Consider the following 17,803-nt stretch of genomic DNA (forward strand, 5'->3'; position numbering starts at 1 on the left):
GCGTGAACCCGTCGCCGAACAGCGACAACCAGCGCCAGGCCCGCCGTTCGGGCTCGTCCAGCAGGTTCCACGACCAGTCGATCACCGCGAGCAGCGTCTGGTGGCGGTCGGGGGCCGTCCGGTTGCCGCCGCGCAGCAGGGCGAACCGGTCCGCCAGCCGCCGCGCGATCTCCTCGACCGACATCACCCGTACCTTGGCCGCGGCCAGCTCGATCGCGAGCGGCAGCCCGTCGAGGCGGGCGACGACCTCGGCGACCGCGTCCTCGCCGATCCGCACCCCGGGGCGGGCGGCCGTGGCGCGCTGCCGGAACAGTTCCGCCGCGTCCTCGGCGAGCAGCTCGCCGAGCAGGTAGACGCGTTCGGCCGGGATCGACAGCGGGGCGCGCGAGGTGGTCAGCACCCGCAGGTCGCGGGTCGTCACGGTCAGGAACGCCACCAGGTCGGCGACGGCCTCGATCACGTGCTCGCAGTTGTCCAGGACGAGCAGCGCCGGAGCCTGGTCGAGATGCTGGGCGATGCGGGCGCGCACGTCGGCGCGCTGCCCGGCGGTCAGGATCCGGCGCCCGCTGACCGAGTCGCGGACCCCGAGCGCCGACCCCACCTCGCCCACCACGCCCTCCGGCGAGGAGACGCCGACCAGCTCGATGAAGTGCACGACGGGCTGCGCGGCGTTCCGGCCCGCCACATGGGCCAGCCGCGTCTTGCCCAGGCCGCCGGGGCCGACGACGGAGACCACCCGGTTGGTCTGCAACAGGGCGTGGACGGCGCGGATGTCGTCCTCGCGGCCGAGCAGCGAGGAGCCGTCGAACTGGAGGCCGACGCGCACCGGCCGGTCCGCGGCGAGGAGTTCGGCGTACACGCGGGCCAGCTCGGGGCCGGGTTCGGTGCCGAGCCGGGCGATCAGGCCCGAGCGGTGGCGTTCGTAGCGCTCCAGCGCGGCGGCGGCGCCGCGGACGGCGGCCTCGCTGCGCAGCAGGCAGGCCAGCAGCTCCTCGTCCTGCGGCCGGTCGGCCGCGGCCTCCTCCAGCAGCGGCAGCGCGGCCCCGTGCGCGCCGCCGCGGGCGGCCGCGATCGCCGCCACCCGCCGGGCCTCGGCCGCCTGCCGCGCCGCGACGGCGCGCAGGTCGGCCAGCGCGCCCGTGGCGCCGTCGGGGCCGCCGGCCGCGACCAGGTCCAGGGCCTCCTCGGCACGGCGGCGCGCGAGCGCCGCGTCGTCCTGGCCCAGCGCGGCCCGCGCCTGCTCCACCAGCGTCCCCAGCAGCAGGACGTCGACCTGGCCAGCGGACAGCCCGAGCCGGTAACCGCGCTCAACGCGCACGACGACGTCGGGGCCGGTCGCGGCCCTGGTCCGGGAGACGACCACCTGCAGCGCCTTGGTCGGGTTGGCCGGCGCGCCGTCGGGCCACAGCTCCTCGATCAGCCGCTCGTCGCCGACGCCCGCGCGCCCGTGCAGGGCGAGCACGGCCAGCAGGGTGTGCGCGCGGTCGCCCACGACGCGCGCGCCGTGCCAGCGGACGCCGTCGAGGAGGACCAGTGCGGGAGACACATCCTCAGCTTACGGACGATTCACCGGCCCGCGCCGCCTCCCGCGCCCGCCCCGCCGCGACGACTCGGCCGGGCAAGCCCTGCTTACGATGAGGCGTGGATCGGCTGCGGAGCGTCCCCAGGGCGGACGGCGAGGTGGAGGTGCTGATCGTCGGCGGCGGGCCGGTCGGGCTCACCGCACGGGCGCTGCTGGACCGCTGGGGCGTGCGAACCCTGCTGGTCGAACGGCACCGCGAGCCGTCGCACTTCCCGCGGGCCCGGCTGGTCAACGTGCGGTCGATGGAGATCTACCGCGGGCTCGGGCTCGCCGCCGGGATCACCGCCCACGCGTTCGCCCCCGAGTACGGCCGCATCCGCTTCCGCGACACGCTGTGCGGCCGCGACTTCGCCACGGCGGCGATGACCGGCATCGACGCGCCGGTGCCCGAGAGCCCCGTGACCGGCGTGGTCACCTCGCAGGACCGCCTGGAACCCGTCCTGCTCGCCGGGGCGGAGTCGCCGGCCTGCTTCGGCGTCGAGCTCGCGGAGCTTGCCGAGGAGGCGGACGGCGTCGTGGCCGTCCTGCTCGGCGGACCCCGGCGCGGCGAGCGCACCCGGCTCCGCGTCCGTCACGTCCTCGCCGCCGACGGCGCGAACTCCACCGTCCGGCGCTTGCTGGGCATCGGCGTCACCGGCCCCGGGAGCATGGGGGGCTTCACCACCGTCGTGTTCGACGCCGACCTGCGCCGCTGGTGCGCCGACCGGCCCGCCGGGGTCTACTTCACCGCGCACGGCCTGTTCGCGCCGCTGTATCCGGAAGGAGGCTGGGCCTGGTTCGTCCCCACCCCGGACGACGGCCCGCGCGCCGACTGGCCCGCCCTCCTCGCGCGCGCCCTCGGCGGCGTGCCGGCCGACGTCGTACGGATCCAGCACTGGGAGACCGACGCGTTCGTCGCCGAGCGTTTCCGCCACGGCCGGATCCTGCTGGCCGGGGACGCCGCGCACGCGATGCCCATCGTCGGCGGGCTGGGCATGAACACCGGCATCGCCGACGTGCACAACCTGTGCTGGAAACTGGCGGGCGTCCTGCGCGGGTGGGCCGCTCCCGGCCTGCTGGAGACGTACGAGGAGGAGCGGCGGCCGGTCGCCTGCCGGACACTGCGCCAGGCGGTGGCCAACACCGAGCTCATGCTCGACGTGCAGAACCGGCGCCGCGCCCAGCTCCGGCCCGGCCGGGCAGCGCCGGACCACGTCGAGCTGCCCTGGTCGGAGCGGTACTTCGCGCAGCTCGGCCTGGTGCTGGGCGGCACGTACCGCTCCGGCGCCGTCCTCGCGGGCGAGGGGCCCGAGCCGGAGCCGCCGGGCGCGGACTACGCGCCCAGCGCGGAACCAGGTCGCCGGATGCCGCACCTCTGGCTCACCCGCGACCGCTCGACCCTGGACACGTTCGGCGAATGGTTCACCGTGCTCACCCCGGACCCCGTCGCCTGGGCCGGGCCGACGACGCCATGGCCGGTGCGCGTCGAGTCCCTGCCCGTGGAACATGCGGCGTTCTGCGGGATCACCGGGCAGGGAGCGCTGCTCGTCCGTCCCGACGGGCACGTCGCCGCCCGCTGGTCCGGCCCTCCGGCCGCCTCCACCCTCCTCGACGCCCTCGCCGCGTTGACCGGGCAGGACGCCCGAGCCGTCCGTCGCGCGTCGCCTCCGTGACGACCGGCCCGCGCCGTCATCCGGCCTGTGCCGCATGCCGTCCCTTGCGCCGCTCGCCCAGCCGGACGCCCACGAAGACCAGCACGGCCAGCAGCACCACGGCGATGACCGCGTTGGTGCCCATGCCGACATAGGACTCCACCAGCGACCAGTTCTCGCCGAGCGCCCAGCCGGCCAGCACGAACACGGTGTTCCAGAGCAGGCTCCCGGCCGTGGTCAGGAGCGTGAAGACGCCCAGCGGCATGCGTTCCACCCCGGCGGGAACGGAGATCAGGCTGCGGAAGATCGGGATCATCCGCCCGAAGAACACCGTCTTGCGCCCGTGCTTGTGGAACCACGCCTCGGTCCGCGCGATGTCGGAGACCTTCAGCAGCGGGAGCCGGGCGGCCAGGGCCAGCGTGCGCTCGCGGCCGAGCACCGCGCCCACCCAGTACAGCGCCAGCGCCCCGATCACCGAGCCGGCCGTGGTCCACAGCAGCACGGCGGCAAGGTTCATCGCCCCCTGGGAGGCGGTGAAGCCGGCCAGCGGCAGGATCACCTCGCTGGGCAGGGGCGGGAACAGGTTCTCCAGCGCGATCGCGATCCCCGCTCCCGGCGCGCCCAGCAGCTCCATCAGGTCGATCAGCCATTCCGTCATGCGTCAGAGACTAGGAACGATCAAGGGGGGGCCACCATGAGGCAGGTGGCCGTTCGGGGGTGCGGGAAACCACACCCCCCCGCTGCCCTCGTCGGGACTAGCTGCCGGTGCACCACTGCCCGCTCTTGAACTTCTCCTCGATCTCGACGTCGGGCGCCGAGTCGGCCACCGAGATGTCGAGTTGCGCCGTGGCGGCCACCAGGGTGCCGGCCGGCGGCTTGGCCACCTTGGCCGCCTTGGCGTCGACCACCACCTGACGGTCGCCGAGCAGCGCGTAGGTGTCCCTGTCGAAGATCAGCTCCCAGCGCAGCCCGTCCGGGCTCGTGAAGCCCACGCCGACGCCCTCGCGGCCCGCCGCGTCCTGCACCTCCTCGTCGATGGTGATGCCGGGGAACGTGCTCAGGGCCTGGTACAACGCGCTGCGCTGCGCGGCCGGCAGGTACGTCTGCCACAGCAGCTCACGTGCGGCGAGGAAGGCGAGGAACGGCGTCAGCTTCTCCGCCTTGGGCTTCCACATGGCGTCGAGGTGGGTGCGCATGCCGGCCGGGTCGGTCGGCAGGTTCTTGATCGTCGGGTAGTCGCTCTTGAAGTCCTTGCAGTAGACGATGGGCTGGATCTTGGTTCCCATGTCCTTGTAGGCGGACTTCGGGATCGGTTCGCCGGCATAGGCCAAGGGCTCGATGGGTGTCTGCTTGCGCACGCCGTCGGCGTACTGCCCTGGCCGCCGCTCGCCCGCTCGCAGCCAGATGGTGTTCTTGTAGCGCCGGTAGTAGTGCTCCTTGGACTTCTCGTAGGGCATCAGGGAGTAGTCCATCGTCTGCAGGGTCTTCACCACGATGTACTGGTCGTCGCGTGGTTCGATCTCGTCGACCGCGGCCTTCGCCGCGCGGTTGAGCACTTCGGCGGCCGACAGCAGCTTCATCTCGTGAGGCGGGTTCGAGGGGGACGGGACCTGCACCGCGACCACGCCGACGGCCACCGCCAGCCCTCCGGCGAGGGCGAAGGCGTACGGCCTGCGCCAAGCCCACCGGGACCGTCCCGCTCTGAGCAGCCGATCCCTGGCCATGGCCTTGGTGCCGGGGTCGTAGGGCGCCACTTCCGGCCGGACCTCGTTGATCAGGTCGAACTCGTTCATCGGGGGTCCTCCAGGACGTTGCGAATCTTGGCCCGGATCCGGGACAGACGGGAACGGACGGTGCCCACCGGGATGTCGAACGCCTGAGCCGCCTGCTCGTAGGACAGTTCGGCCCAGGTGACCAGGAAGAGCAGCTCGCGTTCCGCCGAAGAGAGCCTGGCCAGCGCGTCGGCCAGGCGGGGACCGAGCCGCTGGGCGTCGATCCGGTCGATGCTGCGCTGCTCGAAGGGGTTGTCGTCGTGACCCGGCATTCTGGCCAGGGCCCGCAGCCTGCGCACCTCGGTACGGCGGTGTTTGGCGATCAGGTTGGCGGCGATGCCGTACAGCCAGGGGGCGGCGTCCGGTCTGGACAGGTCGTAGCGGGACCGTTTTCGGAACGCCGCGAGGAACGTCTCGGCCGTCACGTCGTCGGCCGCGGCGGAGTTCTCCTGGCCGAGGCGTCTGGTGGCATATCGGTGGATCTCATCCGCGTACCTGTCGAAGAGGCCCGCGAACCGATCGGGGTCGGCCAGCGACTCCTCGATGAGGGAGGCGTCCGTGATGGCCGCCACCGGGGTGAGTCCTCTCATGGGGGGAAGTCCTTCCACAGGGCGCGTTCGCACCCTTCACCACAGACTCACCCGCACCGGGCTTTCGGTTCCATCGCTACTCGGGGGAGTTCGGCGCGTGGGAGTTCAACGGATTCCGACCCGCTTCAGCTTGCTTGAGCGGAATCCAACCTGCTTCAGCTTGCTTGAGCGGAATTCGACCTGCTTGAGCGGGATCTGATTCGCTTCAGCGGGATCCGGCCTGCTTGAGCGGGATCCGGCCCGCCGAACTCGCCACGCGTACGTGCCTGTGCGTCGCCGCCGTCAGGCGAACCGCGGCGCCGGGACGACCCTCTTCCTCAGCGCCGCGACGCCGACGGCCGCCACCCAGATGGCGGCGATGCCGTTGAACATCGCGACCGCGCCCCAGCCGTTCGAGGCGTAGAACTCCGACGAGTTGAAGCCGAAGAACATCGACGGCACCCCGGCCAGGTGCAGTGCGGCGATGCCGAACGACGACCAGCCGACCCACCGGGAAAGGGCGCCGGTGCGCAGCACCGCGTACCCGAAGGCGACACCGAAGACGACCAGCATCAGGTGGCTCATCGAGCCGTAGAGCAGGTAGGTGGGCACGGTGCGGGTCGGGTCGATCTCCTCGACGGCCTTGATGGCGCTGCTGCCCTCGATCCCCTTGGCGACCATGTCGATGATCGTCCACGCCACGCCGGCGGTGCCGGCGACCGCCCCGAACCATTCGTAGCGGGCGTCGGCCCGCGTGATGAGGGACCGGACGCCGCTCATGAACACCAGGAACAGCGTCAGCGCGCAGAAGTTGAAGAGCGTACGGGTGAGGATCAGCCAGTCCGGCATGAGGGCGCCGGTCTCGACACCGCAGGCCGGAGGGTCACACGCGGGCACGACGAAGTAGAGGGGGAGCTCGGCCATCGCGAAGACGGCGCCGAGGATCGCGGCCACGCCGATCCAGCGGCGAGCCGTGGGCGGGAGCTGAATCTGTGTAAGTAATGAAGTGTTCATGGCATGCACAGTAGCAACAACTGTGTAAGCCGTCTACTATTTCCTTCAGATCTTCGAGAGGATGCCGGCCATGACCCCACGCAAGAGCTCCGGACGCGACCTCACGCGAGACCGCGAGCCCGTGCCGGATCCCGGGCCCGCCGACGACGCAGACCTCGATGCGCTGCCGCCTGGCTTGGCCGCGGCCTGGGGCGTCGTCGACACAGGCGGGCGGCGCGGCCCCAAGCCGGCGCACAGCGTCGAGAAGATCATCGCGGTCGCGACCGAACTGGCCGACGAGGAGGGCATCGCCGCCGCCTCCCTGCCCAAGGTGGCCGCCCGGATCGGCGTGACCGCCAACGCGCTGTATCGCTACGTCAGCTCCAAGGAAGAGCTCATCGTGCTCCTGGCCGATCGCGCCTGGGGCGACCCGCCCGAGTTGCCCGACGGAGACTGGCGAGAGGCGGCCGCGCTGTGGTCACGCCGGCTGTTCGAGCGTTTCCTCTCCCGTCCGTGGCTGCTGGACGTGCCGACCACCGTCTCCCTGACCCCGCACAACGCGGCCTGGCTGGACGCCCTGATCACCGCGCTCGGATCGACCGGCATGGAGGCGCAGCTGATGCTGAACTGCGCGTACCTCCTCGACAGCCACGCCCGGTACGGCGCCAACCTGCGCCGCAACACTCCGACACCGGCCGCGTTGCGCCGCGCGAACCCCGACCAGCAGCGGGCGGTACGCGCGGTCCGCGTGTTCCTCGACGGCCAGCTCCGCTCCCGCAATCTGAACGCCGTCGCGGACGCGATCCAGGACCCGATGTTCCTCGCCGACGAACCTCCGCTCGACGGCTTCGAATTCGGCCTCGCCAGAATCCTCGACGGCATCGAGGCGTACGTCGCCGCAGCAGCAGGAACGCCGCAAGAGTAGGAACGCCGCAAGAGTAGGAACGCCGCAAGAGTAGGAACGCCGCAAGAGTAGGAACGCCGCAACACCTGGCCCGCCGGACATTCCGGTCGGCGATTGCGCCTTTGTTGTCGGCAGGGTCTCGGGCGGGCTGCACGCAGCCCGGCTCGAACTCGCCACGGAACGCTGACACATTCTGCGCGGCGAGGCCGACCCGCTCGCGCTCGCGCCGGACGAGGCGTCGTCGCGGGTCCGCGTCCAGGTGATCAAGGACGCTCCTGCCGGAAACAGCACATGACGCCGGGCCGGTTCTGCTCTCTTCACCACCGTCACGCCCTGAAGGGCGCGCCCCCGCGGCGGCCGACTGCGGCACCATCACGTACGAACAGCGTCAGGACCTCGGTCGGCTCAATCCAGCGAACGAGTGGATCGCAGGGCGCTGCGACCAGCCGTCCCCGCCGTCGCCGCCGCCGTTGTGCCGTTCGATCACTCAGGCTGACGCCAGGTCCTCGAACCCCGCCTTCAGCCAAGTAGTGCCCACGACGACGTGCAGCTCGCTGCCTCGCCCCAGCACGGCCGCCATCCTGGGAACCGGCCGTCCGTCGGGCATCACCAGCCGGGTGGGACGATCCACCGACAAGCCTTCTCCCTTGATGCTCCCGGTGACCACCCGGTGCCGATGTTCCGCATATCCGCCGACAAGCGCCACCCGGTCGCCGGCGACAACGAGCGCATGGGCGCCCCTCACCTGTGTGGACCAGCCGGCAACCGCGCCGGCTCGAACCCGCACAAGCGGAAAGTCGGTGTAGTAGTAGGCCCACGCTTCATTTCCCGACACGTTCAGCGCGTAGCAGTCGGAGATCGCGCCGAACTCACCGTCGTACGGATATCGCCACGCGGGAGCCAGGTCAGCCCCGAAGCGGATCAGCCCAGAGGATCCGATGGGGGCAGGACTGCCTTTCTCTCCCCACCCCAAGCTGCCGAACACGCCTTCGTCGTAATAGCTCACCCATATGTCGCCGGAAAGCGTCGTCTGCACGTCCGCGATTCCGTCTCCCAGTACGCCCTTTCGCAGGAGCTTTCCATCGGCATCGTAGACGGCGGCGTTGGACTCGGCCGCTCCGTCCCGCCAACGGCACCGCGCCCCCACCAAGAGCACGGCCCCGTCCGGCAGCGGCTGGACGTGGTTGTGCGCCTGTGAGTGCCGGGCGATGGAAACCGCCCTCGTCAGATGGGGGCGGTACGTGGCGACCTGTAATGCGGCGGGCGCAGCCGTACGAGATGCCCCATCGAGGGCGACAGTCTGTGCGGTGAGCGCATCGGAATTCTCCTGCGAGGCCCACACAACGACGAGTTCTCCCTTGGGGCCTGCCGCCGTACTCACCATCTCCGCGCCCCCGGATGGCGGAGCCAAGTCCGCGTGACGGCGCAGCCTCACAACATCTGTCTGTCGATTTCTCCCGCCGCGGCCTCGCATGGGAGACACCTTATTGATCGCACGGCGGAATCGCGCCCGAAATAAATCCCAGCCAGCGGGCCTCGCTCCTGAGACACCACTTCGGGACCGATCTCCATATCGCAAACGATCGACCCGACCATGTGGCATGGAACGACAGCGGGATCAGTAGCCGTCCCCGCATTCCGGCGAGCGCGGCCCGGCCGCGTGCCGCACCCAAGGCGCGGCGGCGATGCCTTCGAACAGGCTTCAGCGACGGGCTTTGCGCAACCCGGTGATCTGCAGCTCGGCGAACAGCCCCACGGCGAGGGCCTGCGCGATGGCCCAGGCGGCCCCCAGCGTGCTGAACCCGACGGCGCCGGTCACGACGGCCGCCACGCTGCCCAGGGTCCAGACGATGTTCAACGCGATGACGGCCCTGACGGCGTTCTGGCTGATCGCGGGACGCGCGGCCACCAGGCCGACGGCGGCGCCGTACACGAGCAGGAAGACCCCGATCTCGCGCAACAGCCCCGCACCCGGCCCGAGCAGGTCGCTCACGGGGCCGGCCAGGGTCAGGTACACCAGCCCGTTGAGGCCGGTGACGACGGCGTCCGCGACAAGAGCGAGACGCAGGAACTTGGTCCGGTCGGCGGTGATGGTGAGGGCGGTCATCTCGGCTCCTTCAAGTGCTCGTTTCGACACCTGAACAATGGCAGCACGCGCGTAAGGACCGCGATTACGCGTGAGGTAATGAGAACGGCGATCAGCTCGCCCACCTGAGCCAGGTCGCGGGCCTTTTGCGTGCGGTACTCGAACCCGAAACTTCTGATCCGTACCAAGAACGACGACGTCCACCACCATCCAGCGCCGACCATCAGGGCCCCAAGCCGCAGAGACGTGTTGTCAGTCCCCACGTCTACTGTCCAGCGCATGGCAGTCCCCGCGTTGGTACGCCGTTCTGCACACCTTCGACGCCGCCGGCCACCACCTCGGCTCCCGCATCGAGCCCACCGGCGCCGACGACCACGGCTCGGCCGTCGACCTCGCCGAGCAGCGACTGAAACACTGGCTCGACACGCTCACGGGCCTCCGCTTCGACGACATCGCCATCCGGCCCTTCCAGCAGACGTTCGACGGAGTGCTGTTCGGCCTCGTCATCGAGACCTTCGAAGGCGAAGAACACGCCGAGTTCTACCCGACCAACCTCGGCTTCTACGATCCATGGGACGGCCTGTACGACACCTGACCGCCTGAGCCGTGGACGCCCCGTCAGCGGCCTCTCGCCCTGCTCAGAGGGCAGATGCGAGTAGGTGGAGAGCCCCCCTGCAAGGCGCGGTGTTGCTGTACAGCACTTCCTCCGCATGGATCAGGACCCCATCAAATGTGGGCCTTCATCGAGGTGGCCGCGATCTCGACTGACTGTCGGTACGGCCTGCCACCATGACCCGCATGACGACAACCGACCCCTTGGCCCCGTTCCAGTGGCTCAACGTGCCCGAGGGCTTGGGCGGCGAGCTGGGTGTGATCTTCAGCGTGGCCTTCTTCCGCGGGCTCGACCCGGCGGAGGTGGTGCGTCGCTTCAGCCGCGGTGACAGCTTCGGCCAGGAGTCGGACTTCCGCGGGCTCGAGGGCAAGGCCGACGAGTTCGTCCTCGAGACGGACGGCGGGCTTGGCGGCGGCTACGTGGGCGTCTTCAAGGCCGGCGAGTGGTGCGTGGCCATCGAGCCCCACGGTTGGATGGTTACGTGCCACGCGGTGGTGACCGAGCTGTCGCAGGGTTGTGAGGTTGTGGCGGTCACCCGGCACGACTACGCCGACCACAGCTTCGCGTACGCGATCGACGGCATGTTCGTCACCGGTTACCAGCTGCGACACCCGTACGAGCGTTACGGCTCCGACCCTGACCGGCTCAACGGCTTCATGCGGGAGCTGGGCATGCGGCTCGACATGCCGGAGGACGAGGCTGCCTGGGACGCCGCTTGGGAGGACAACTACGGCACCGCCGTGCCAAGGGGCTTCGCCCTGGCGGCGAAGGTCACCGGGGTGCCGTTCAGGCCGGACATGCTCGACCGCCCCATGCTTGTGGGGCCCCTCGTGGGAGCATGATCGTTTCTGCGCCGCCCAGCAGTACCCGCTGCTCGGCGTACCACCTGACCGTCCCGGCGGTGCCACGGGGTTGCATCCGCGAAGGTCTGGGTCATGGGCGGGGTCCAACCGACCTTCCGCTGCTCAGACAGAGCAACCACCATGCTCGATCGATGAAGGCCGCGGTCAGAAGTGTGTGGGTGGTGCCGCAGCTGTGTCGCCGATGCAGACGTTGCTGCCCCGGCCGCGCGTCATCCGGCCGGCAGGCCCCACGAAGAAGGCCGCCGACAGCCGATCGCCCCAGCCTCGTATGGTGGTGCGATGTCCTGCCCACGTGGCAGACACTGTCCGGTGGCGGGTGATGGTGTTGCTGTACGAGGCTGATGTACACCACGTCAATGGACGCGACCAACGGGGCCCAGTCACCTCGTAGAGACCTGGCAACTCTAGCCAAGCAGTAGCTGCGGGCCGACAACGTGTGACCGGGTAAGGCGGCGTTGCTGTATCCCGCTGCTGTACTCAGCGCTCTTTCGGCGGCCTGGCCGTCATGATCTCAACGTCCGCCGTTTCCTTCGATCAGCTCGGTCACCCCGCCGAGAAAGCACCAGAGGGTCGGCGCTGCAAGGGCTAAGTAGCCTGTTGGCGTGGATCTTGTGCAGCGTGCCGTTGGTGCGGTCGTCGGCTCGGCTGTGGGCGACGCGCTGGGTGCTCCCTTCGAGTTCGGGCCGGCGGGCGCGTTCTCCTCCCGCTTTCCGGTACGAGGTGCCGGCGGCGAGATGAGTGGAGGTGGCGGCTGGGATGCTGGCGAGGCCACCGACGATACGCAGATGGCCGTTCATGTAGCCGAGTCGCTGCTGGAACGCGACGGTTTGGATCTGCCGGATATCTTCGCCCGCTTCCAGCGGTGGGCAGCCGATGAGCCCAAAGACATCGGGCTGCAGACGGAAGACGTACTGACCCGCGGCCTGCCCTGGGATCGGGCCGCGGCCGCCCACTACCGGAGCAGCCACCGAGCCGCAGGTAACGGCGCCCTGATGCGCGCCACCCCATCGGCGGTGTACTTCGCCCGCGACGGACAGCAGGCCACCATGGACGCCGCTCGGCACATCGCCGCCCTCACCCACGGTGACCCGGCGGCATGGGAAGGCACCGCGATCTTCCACGACCTGATACGCGTCACTCTGGACGGTGCGAACCCCCTGGACCAGCTCTCCCACACCCTGACCGCTGTCCACCCCGACCATCGTCAACGCTACGCCGCCATCCTCGCCCCCAGCTGGCATCCCGGCCAGGCCACCGAGTTCAACGGTGCCGTCTGGCCCTGCCTTGGCTCAGCCGTATGGGCACTGCGCACCACCTGCAGCTATGTGGATGCCATCCGCGCCGCGATCGACCTGGGCGGCGACACCGACACCGTCGCCGCGATCACCGGCGGACTGGCCGGGGCCGTGTACGGACCGGCAGCGATTCCAACCAGTTGGACCGGCCCCTTACACGTTCCGCTACCCGGAAGTGGCGGCCGAACCCTGCATCTGACCCACCTGATCGACCTCGCTTGTGACCTCGTAGAGCGTCCGAATTCAGACTGACAACGAAGCCCTGACTGCCAGGGCCGCAACGACCTTCCGCTTCTCGGCCGGAGCAACCACCTTGCTCCGGCAATGGAGACCGAGCTCGGAGCGTCGTGTACGGCTGTCGTCAGATGCCTCTGGTGGTTGCTGTCAGCGCTACTGTCATCTCCCGCCTCGACTTTCCTCCGGCAGATTACAGATGTCGATTGAGGCAACCGCTGTCCAGCGGACATGGCACAGGCTTGAAAGATGGATCACGCCGCCTGACCGAGGAGGTTCTAACCCGTCCATCGTCATGGCGGCCCTGATTGACGATGCCGGTAACCGGAGGAGTGCCGCGCCGTTCCCCGACGTCCGAACCTGGATGCAGGTTGGCCACGACCGTGTAGACGATTTCGGGCCCGGCCCTAATCTCAAGAGACCCCTGAGCCTTCCGCGCAACGTGCTGACTACTGATTGTCGTCACGTCGCGCGAGTGTGTCGATATCGAGAGAACCACCAGTGCCGGAGCGACGATCTTCCGCATCCGGGCGACATACCCCATTGCCGATGCGCGGGTGACCAAAGGGTGGCTGGGGCGGCGGGACGGTCGTGAGGGGAGGACGATGTCAGGGAGTGGCGGCCCTGGTGAAGTCCTCACTCGTTGGTGCCGCAACGGGTAGCTCGTGCGCGGCTTCCGGTCGTAGCCCGTCGAAGATCAGGCGCAGGTAGCGCTGCCACAGGTCGGATCGTGTGGTGGCGAGCGGTGCTGCGATCCGGGCAGGGGCATTGAGCAGCAGCACGATGTCGTGGCCGGTGACGTCCGCCCGGACGACTCCGGCCTGCCGGGCGCGTGCGGTCAGCGCCTCGGCCACCTGTGCCAGCCGGTCGCTGGCGGCCCTGATCGCGGGATGGGCGCGCGAGACCGCAGTGGCCGCCTCGCAGAATGCACGATCGTTGGCCTGGAGTTCGGCGCCTGCGGTCATGAACTGCAGCAGGGCGGAGCCCGGATCGGTTTGCTCCAGCAGGATCTCGCCGGTCGTGGCGAGGGTGTCGAGTTGGTCGCAGAAGATCGCGGAGACCAGCTCCTCCTTGCTGGAGAAGTGGTTGAAGACCGTCCCCTTGGCGACGCCGGCGCGCGCGGCGATCCGCGCGATGGAGGCATCGAGCCCATGCTCGGACAGTTCCGCGCAGGCCGCGTCGATGAGCAGTCTTCGATTTCGGGCGGCGTCGGCTCTGGGCATGTACGCCAGCCTAACGCAACTTGACCACCCGGTCATGCTGTGTGCTAAGGTCACCAACATGACCAGTCGGTCAACTTATCTTGGCGACTGTAAGGGGTCGATGATGAGAGCAGTTGTCGCGAAGCAGTACGGCCCGCCCGAGGTCCTGACCGTCGAGGACGTTCCGGTTCCACGACCCGGCCCGGGCCAGATCCAGGTCCGCATCCGCGCCGCAGCCATCAACCCCGCCGACCTGCGAGCCCTCAGCGGGGTGCTAGGCGAGCTGACCCCCTTGACCTTCCCCCATGTGCCAGGCAGCGACTTCGCCGGCACGGTGACCGAAGTCGGCCCGGACGTGATCCGGTTCACCCGGGGTGAGGAGGTGTTCGGAGTCGGGCTGCCGCGCGCGACACCGAAGATCGCCGCGATGCTGTCCACTCCACCATCCCTCACCACCGGCGCCATGGCCGACTTTGCGGTCTTCGAAGCCGACACCCCCGCCATCGCCCGACGCCCGGACGGTTTGACCGCCGACCACGCGGCCAGCCTGCCGATACCCGGGCTGACCGCGCTGGCCGTGGTGCGCGCGGGCCGGTTCGAGGCAGGTGAACGGGTTCTGGTGACCGGCGCCGCGGGCGGGGTCGGCGGCGCCGTGGTCCCCTTACTGGCCGCCGCCAAGGTACATGTGATCGCCACCGCGATCCCCGAGGACGACGACTACGTCCGCGACCTGGGCGCCACCGAGGTGATCGACTACCGGACAGTCGACACCATCACCGAGACACTGCGGCGCCACCCCGGCGGCGTCGATGCCATGGTCAACCTCGCCCTGCCCGGCCCCGCCCTGGTCAGAGCAAGCGACGCCATCAGGCCAGGAGGCCACCTGCTCAACGTCGCCTTTCCCAGCCCCGAGCCTTCCGCATTCGACCGCCCCGACCTGACGGTGCGCACCGTCTTCAGCACCGCGCGCCCTGGAGATCTGGAGGAGCTGGCAACACAGGCCATGGCCGGCTCCCTGCCTGCCACCGTCAGTCGGCGGTACCCGCTGGAAGAGGCTGCGCGAGCGTATGCCGATCTCGTGCACACCCATGTGCGCGGAAAGCTCCTCGTCATCGCCAACGCCACGGACTGAATCATTGCTCGCAGCCAATTCAGGACGCGATACAGCAGACCGCGGCGTGACACACCCGGCGGATCGTCGCCCACCATGGAGGCGCAGAACCCCGGTATGAAGGTGGTCCTCTCACGGATCAACTTCACAAGGGTCTGCGTCGACGAGGAGCGTCACATACGCCTCGGTCCTCACCCCGATCACGCTCAGCTCGCTCTTCCCGGCCCTGATCAAGCGAACCCCGGCACGCCGTTGCCACACGCGCGGCTTCACGACCTGCGCCACATCCATGCCACGCCCTGCTCATGGCCGGCGTCCCCGTCCATGTCGTCGCGGCCCGCCTCGGCCACGCTGACCCATCGATCACCCTCCGGGTCTACGCCCACGTGATCCGTGCGGCGGAGGCCTCGGCCGCCGAAGCCTTCACCAAAGCAATGGATGAATGGTAGACGCACCCGTCCGTTGTCAGCATCGATAGCCGATGTGCGAGACCGAAGAGCCCCTGAGACGGCATGTCTGTCCAGGGGGCCTTCTGCTGAGCTGGGTTACCGCCCCTCAGCCATTGTGCTTGTCGCGGATCACATAGCGGGTGTGAGTCCCGTTCATCCACTCCCTGTCAATCTCCCTGCCCGTCACTCTGCCGACAAGCGTCAGGGCCGACGTGAGGCAGGTCGCGCCCGTCATCAGAGATAGAAGCGCCGTCGCGTCGTGGCCTTCCGCTTTGCAAGGCGGGGCAATCACCCTACTCGCCTGAACGAGGCCCGCGGTCGCCCGGCTGTTCGCCGAGGGTGGCAGATCGGCGGGGTCGTCGCCGCTGCCGCAGGCGGAGAACGATGCGGTGGTGGAGGTGGAGCGGACGGTGAACAAGTACGGCATGGTCAGCCTGGCTGGCCGATATCTGCTGGCGGCGGAGATCCTGGGCGGGCGCCGGGTCACCATCCGGATCGAGGAGAACACGCTGATGTTCCTCGACGCTGAGTCCCGGCAGCTGCTGCGGGTCCGGCCGAACCCGCTAATCTGGGCCAAGTGCCTGCAGTTGCGCGGTGCTCGCCCGGCAGGGCCGCCGCCGCTGCCGGAGCGGTCACGGGTCACGGTGCAGCGCCGCACGAACGCCTTCGGTGTGATCATGGTGACCCGGCAGAGGGTCTCCCTCGGCCGGTTGTATGTCGGCCGAGTCGTCACCGTGCATGTCAGCGACACCACGTTGACCATCGATCTGGACGAGGGACCGCGCACGGTGCACCGCATCACCGATCTTCCGGTCCGCAACGTCAAAGCGCATCGGCCGTACAAGGTCGACCATGCTTCCTAGGTCACCTGTCGCTCATGTCGTGGGACAGAAACGTCGCGCATCTCATGGGACTAGACACGTGAAGCACTCCGTCCGACTTGCTGTTTCGTCAACTTTTCCGGCGGTCGGCGATGCTGTTCAGGCTGGGGTAGCGCCTTCGATTGCAGGCCGGAGTGAGTCAGCCGGCCCCTTCGACGTAGGACGCCAGGTTGGCCAGCGAGGAGGCGATCCCAGCTTCGTGCACGGCCTGGTCGATGCCGGGTGGTACGCCCGTGGCGGTAACGGCTATTTCGGTCCCTTCATCGGCGGCGGTCAGGTGCCAGGTCATCGTCATGGTGCCCGCGTACGACGGGTCATCGGCCTCGAACACCGCCCGCTGCACCACGCGCTCCGGTGGAACCAGTTCGGCGAACTCGACGTCGACGACGTCCGTCGCGTCTGACGTCTTGCCAGGGCTGTCGGTGGGGTCGAGGTACGTAAGGATCATCCGGAACCCGCCACCAGGCCGGGGATCCCACCGCTCGATTCGCCCGCGCATGCCGTCCGGCGGCAACCATGCCTCAAGGGACTCTCGGTCGAGGAGGGCGCCGTAGACAGTCGCCGGTGGTGCCGCGATCAATCGACTGGCGCGGTCAGTCCTGGCCATGGCCCGAGTCTAGGACCGAAGCTCTCCAGGCCCATCCTCGTCGAACGACAGAGAGACCAGCGCCTTTGAAGGTGTCCGACGTCGACCTTGAGGACAGGCAGATCACCCTCCGCGGCTCGGCCTCGTTCATCGACGGGAAGCGCGCCGAGGGCACCACCAAGAGCGGCCGTAAGCGCGTCGTCAGCCTCGACGCGCGGACGGTCCAGGTCTTCCGTGCACAACGCTCCCAGCAAGCCGCGGACAAGCTCCAACTCGGCCCGGAGTGGCGGGGCGGCGGCGACTACGTGTTCACCACGGGATGGGGCGAGCCCGTCCACCCCGACACGCTCAGCTCGCTCTTCCCAATCCTGATCAAGCGGTACAACCAAGCGAACACCGGCACGCCGTTGCCCCATGCACGGCTTCATGACCTACGCCATATCCATGCGACGATCCTGCTCCTGGCCGGCGTCCCCGTCCATGTGGTCGCGGCCCGCCTCGGCCACGCCGACCCGTCGATCACGCTCAGGGTCTACGCCCATGTGATCCGCGCCGCCGAGGCGTCAGCCGCGATGTCTTCGCTGAGGCGATCGGTGAGGGATGAGAGGCCGTGTTAGCAGAGGTGTTAGCAAGATCCGGAGATTGTCCTGACAAATAGAAAGGCCCGCTCCCAGGAACCCCTGGTTGCGGGCCTTTCGCATGTGTGCGGCCGGAGGTACTCGAAACCCCAACCTTCTGATCCGTAGGGAAGGGCAGACGCCTCGTCCGCAGCGTCTGGCCCTGCTCAGGTAGTAGATACGGTCCAGCGGCGGATGATGGTGTGAGACGGTGTTGCTGTATTCCGCTGCTGTACATGTACCTGGCCGGCGGGCCCGTACGGTGCCCGTTTCTCGTCAGCTGGCCCACATCCTTCGTGACCACCTCGCGGAGTTCGGACACGGGCCGGACAGGCGCGTCTTCTACGGAGTGCAAGGCGGAGAGTCACCCACCGGCTCGCCTGGCGGGCTGCGAGCAAACGGCCCTGACGGCGGA

General features: G+C 69.1%; 17 protein-coding genes and 1 pseudogene. 7 read left to right on the forward strand and 11 right to left on the reverse strand.

Features of this window, described 5'->3' with window-relative positions:
• Nucleotides 1–79: 79 nt before the first annotated feature.
• A pseudogene (locus ACWCSD_RS11755) lies at nt 80–1,546 on the reverse strand (BTAD domain-containing putative transcriptional regulator); the annotation flags it as partial.
• 95 nt (nt 1,547–1,641) lie between these two features.
• On the opposite strand from ACWCSD_RS11755, the gene ACWCSD_RS11760 reads away from it, so the two are divergent.
• The gene (locus ACWCSD_RS11760) at nt 1,642–3,234 is read left to right on the forward strand and encodes an FAD-dependent monooxygenase (RefSeq protein ID WP_449914249.1); all 1,593 of its coding nucleotides are present in this window, start codon (nt 1,642–1,644) and stop codon (nt 3,232–3,234) included.
• A 16-nt stretch (nt 3,235–3,250) separates the two neighbouring features.
• Here ACWCSD_RS11760 and ACWCSD_RS11765 read toward each other — a convergent pair whose 3' ends face one another.
• The 4 genes from ACWCSD_RS11765 to ACWCSD_RS11780 all read right to left on the reverse strand — a co-directional run bounded on the left by ACWCSD_RS11765 (nt 3,251) and on the right by ACWCSD_RS11780 (nt 6,568).
• On the reverse strand, nt 3,251–3,871 hold the full coding sequence (locus ACWCSD_RS11765) for a DedA family protein (protein ID WP_397154914.1): 621 nt from the start codon (nt 3,869–3,871) through the stop codon (nt 3,251–3,253).
• A gap of 97 nt (nt 3,872–3,968) precedes the next feature.
• Nucleotides 3,969–5,006: a CU044_5270 family protein gene (locus ACWCSD_RS11770; protein WP_449914252.1), complete on the reverse strand. Its 1,038-nt coding sequence runs from the start codon at nt 5,004–5,006 to the stop codon at nt 3,969–3,971.
• Entirely contained in the window at nt 5,003–5,575 is a 573-nt protein-coding gene (locus tag ACWCSD_RS11775; protein WP_449914254.1) for an RNA polymerase sigma factor, read from the reverse strand. Before ACWCSD_RS11775 ends, ACWCSD_RS11770 begins: the two co-directional genes overlap by 4 nt.
• A gap of 282 nt (nt 5,576–5,857) precedes the next feature.
• Nucleotides 5,858–6,568, reverse strand: a complete 711-nt coding sequence (locus ACWCSD_RS11780; protein ID WP_449914256.1) for a hypothetical protein — start codon at nt 6,566–6,568, stop codon at nt 5,858–5,860.
• 61 nt (nt 6,569–6,629) lie between these two features.
• Here ACWCSD_RS11780 and ACWCSD_RS11785 point away from each other — a divergent pair, with 61 nt between their 5' ends.
• A complete protein-coding gene (locus ACWCSD_RS11785; protein WP_449914259.1) occupies nt 6,630–7,472 on the forward strand; it encodes a TetR/AcrR family transcriptional regulator in 843 nt (280 codons plus the stop codon).
• 466 nt (nt 7,473–7,938) lie between these two features.
• Here the strand turns inward: ACWCSD_RS11785 and ACWCSD_RS11790 are convergent, their stop codons facing one another.
• The 3 genes from ACWCSD_RS11790 to ACWCSD_RS11800 all read right to left on the reverse strand — a co-directional run bounded on the left by ACWCSD_RS11790 (nt 7,939) and on the right by ACWCSD_RS11800 (nt 10,069).
• Entirely contained in the window at nt 7,939–8,835 is an 897-nt protein-coding gene (locus tag ACWCSD_RS11790) for a hypothetical protein (RefSeq protein WP_449914262.1), read from the reverse strand.
• A 318-nt stretch (nt 8,836–9,153) separates the two neighbouring features.
• A complete protein-coding gene (locus ACWCSD_RS11795) occupies nt 9,154–9,558 on the reverse strand; it encodes a hypothetical protein (RefSeq protein ID WP_397154904.1) in 405 nt (134 codons plus the stop codon).
• A 244-nt stretch (nt 9,559–9,802) separates the two neighbouring features.
• Complete coding sequence (locus ACWCSD_RS11800) at nt 9,803–10,069, reverse strand: hypothetical protein (protein WP_397154902.1); 267 nt, start codon at nt 10,067–10,069, stop codon at nt 9,803–9,805.
• 266 nt (nt 10,070–10,335) lie between these two features.
• On the opposite strand from ACWCSD_RS11800, the gene ACWCSD_RS11805 reads away from it, so the two are divergent.
• Both ACWCSD_RS11805 and ACWCSD_RS11810 read left to right on the forward strand, forming a co-directional pair.
• The gene (locus ACWCSD_RS11805) at nt 10,336–10,992 is read left to right on the forward strand and encodes a DUF6461 domain-containing protein (RefSeq protein ID WP_449914266.1); all 657 of its coding nucleotides are present in this window, start codon (nt 10,336–10,338) and stop codon (nt 10,990–10,992) included.
• 623 nt (nt 10,993–11,615) lie between these two features.
• A complete protein-coding gene (locus ACWCSD_RS11810) occupies nt 11,616–12,560 on the forward strand; it encodes an ADP-ribosylglycohydrolase family protein (RefSeq protein WP_397154898.1) in 945 nt (314 codons plus the stop codon).
• Nucleotides 12,561–13,150: 590 nt separating this feature from the next.
• On the opposite strand, the gene ACWCSD_RS11815 is transcribed toward ACWCSD_RS11810, so the two are convergent.
• Entirely contained in the window at nt 13,151–13,765 is a 615-nt protein-coding gene (locus ACWCSD_RS11815) for a TetR/AcrR family transcriptional regulator (protein ID WP_397154896.1), read from the reverse strand.
• Nucleotides 13,766–13,868: 103 nt separating this feature from the next.
• On the opposite strand from ACWCSD_RS11815, the gene ACWCSD_RS11820 reads away from it, so the two are divergent.
• Nucleotides 13,869–14,876: an NADP-dependent oxidoreductase gene (locus ACWCSD_RS11820; protein WP_397154894.1), complete on the forward strand. Its 1,008-nt coding sequence runs from the start codon at nt 13,869–13,871 to the stop codon at nt 14,874–14,876.
• Between the two features lie 534 nt (nt 14,877–15,410).
• Here ACWCSD_RS11820 and ACWCSD_RS11825 read toward each other — a convergent pair.
• Complete coding sequence (locus tag ACWCSD_RS11825) at nt 15,411–15,722, reverse strand: hypothetical protein (RefSeq protein WP_449914270.1); 312 nt, start codon at nt 15,720–15,722, stop codon at nt 15,411–15,413.
• Here ACWCSD_RS11825 and ACWCSD_RS11830 point away from each other — a divergent pair.
• Entirely contained in the window at nt 15,715–16,167 is a 453-nt protein-coding gene (locus ACWCSD_RS11830; RefSeq protein WP_449914272.1) for a hypothetical protein, read from the forward strand. The two genes, ACWCSD_RS11825 and ACWCSD_RS11830, sit on opposite strands and share 8 nt — an antisense overlap.
• 157 nt (nt 16,168–16,324) lie before the next feature.
• Here ACWCSD_RS11830 and ACWCSD_RS11835 read toward each other — a convergent pair whose 3' ends face one another.
• Entirely contained in the window at nt 16,325–16,792 is a 468-nt protein-coding gene (locus ACWCSD_RS11835; protein WP_449914274.1) for an SRPBCC family protein, read from the reverse strand.
• 71 nt (nt 16,793–16,863) lie between these two features.
• On the opposite strand from ACWCSD_RS11835, the gene ACWCSD_RS11840 reads away from it, so the two are divergent.
• On the forward strand, nt 16,864–17,388 hold the full coding sequence (locus tag ACWCSD_RS11840; protein WP_397154888.1) for a site-specific integrase: 525 nt from the start codon (nt 16,864–16,866) through the stop codon (nt 17,386–17,388).
• Nucleotides 17,389–17,803: the final 415 nt, after the last annotated feature.

This window comes from Nonomuraea sp. NPDC001684 (assembly GCF_053596515.1).

Excerpts from the sequence above, each read along its gene's own strand:
- ACWCSD_RS11765 (WP_397154914.1), bottom strand. The coding sequence starts at position 3,871 with ATGACGGAATGGCTGATCGACCTGATGGAGCTGCTGGGCGCGCCGGGA.
- ACWCSD_RS11770 (WP_449914252.1), bottom strand. The coding sequence starts at position 5,006 with ATGAACGAGTTCGACCTGATCAACGAGGTCCGGCCGGAAGTGGCGCCC.
- ACWCSD_RS11775 (WP_449914254.1), bottom strand. The coding sequence starts at position 5,575 with ATGAGAGGACTCACCCCGGTGGCGGCCATCACGGACGCCTCCCTCATC.
- ACWCSD_RS11780 (WP_449914256.1), bottom strand. The coding sequence starts at position 6,568 with ATGAACACTTCATTACTTACACAGATTCAGCTCCCGCCCACGGCTCGC.
- ACWCSD_RS11785 (WP_449914259.1), top strand. The coding sequence starts at position 6,630 with ATGCCGGCCATGACCCCACGCAAGAGCTCCGGACGCGACCTCACGCGA.
- ACWCSD_RS11790 (WP_449914262.1), bottom strand. The coding sequence starts at position 8,835 with ATGGTGAGTACGGCGGCAGGCCCCAAGGGAGAACTCGTCGTTGTGTGG.
- ACWCSD_RS11795 (WP_397154904.1), bottom strand. The coding sequence starts at position 9,558 with ATGACCGCCCTCACCATCACCGCCGACCGGACCAAGTTCCTGCGTCTC.
- ACWCSD_RS11805 (WP_449914266.1), top strand. The coding sequence starts at position 10,336 with ATGACGACAACCGACCCCTTGGCCCCGTTCCAGTGGCTCAACGTGCCC.
- ACWCSD_RS11815 (WP_397154896.1), bottom strand. The coding sequence starts at position 13,765 with ATGCCCAGAGCCGACGCCGCCCGAAATCGAAGACTGCTCATCGACGCG.
- ACWCSD_RS11820 (WP_397154894.1), top strand. The coding sequence starts at position 13,869 with ATGAGAGCAGTTGTCGCGAAGCAGTACGGCCCGCCCGAGGTCCTGACC.
- ACWCSD_RS11835 (WP_449914274.1), bottom strand. The coding sequence starts at position 16,792 with ATGGCCAGGACTGACCGCGCCAGTCGATTGATCGCGGCACCACCGGCG.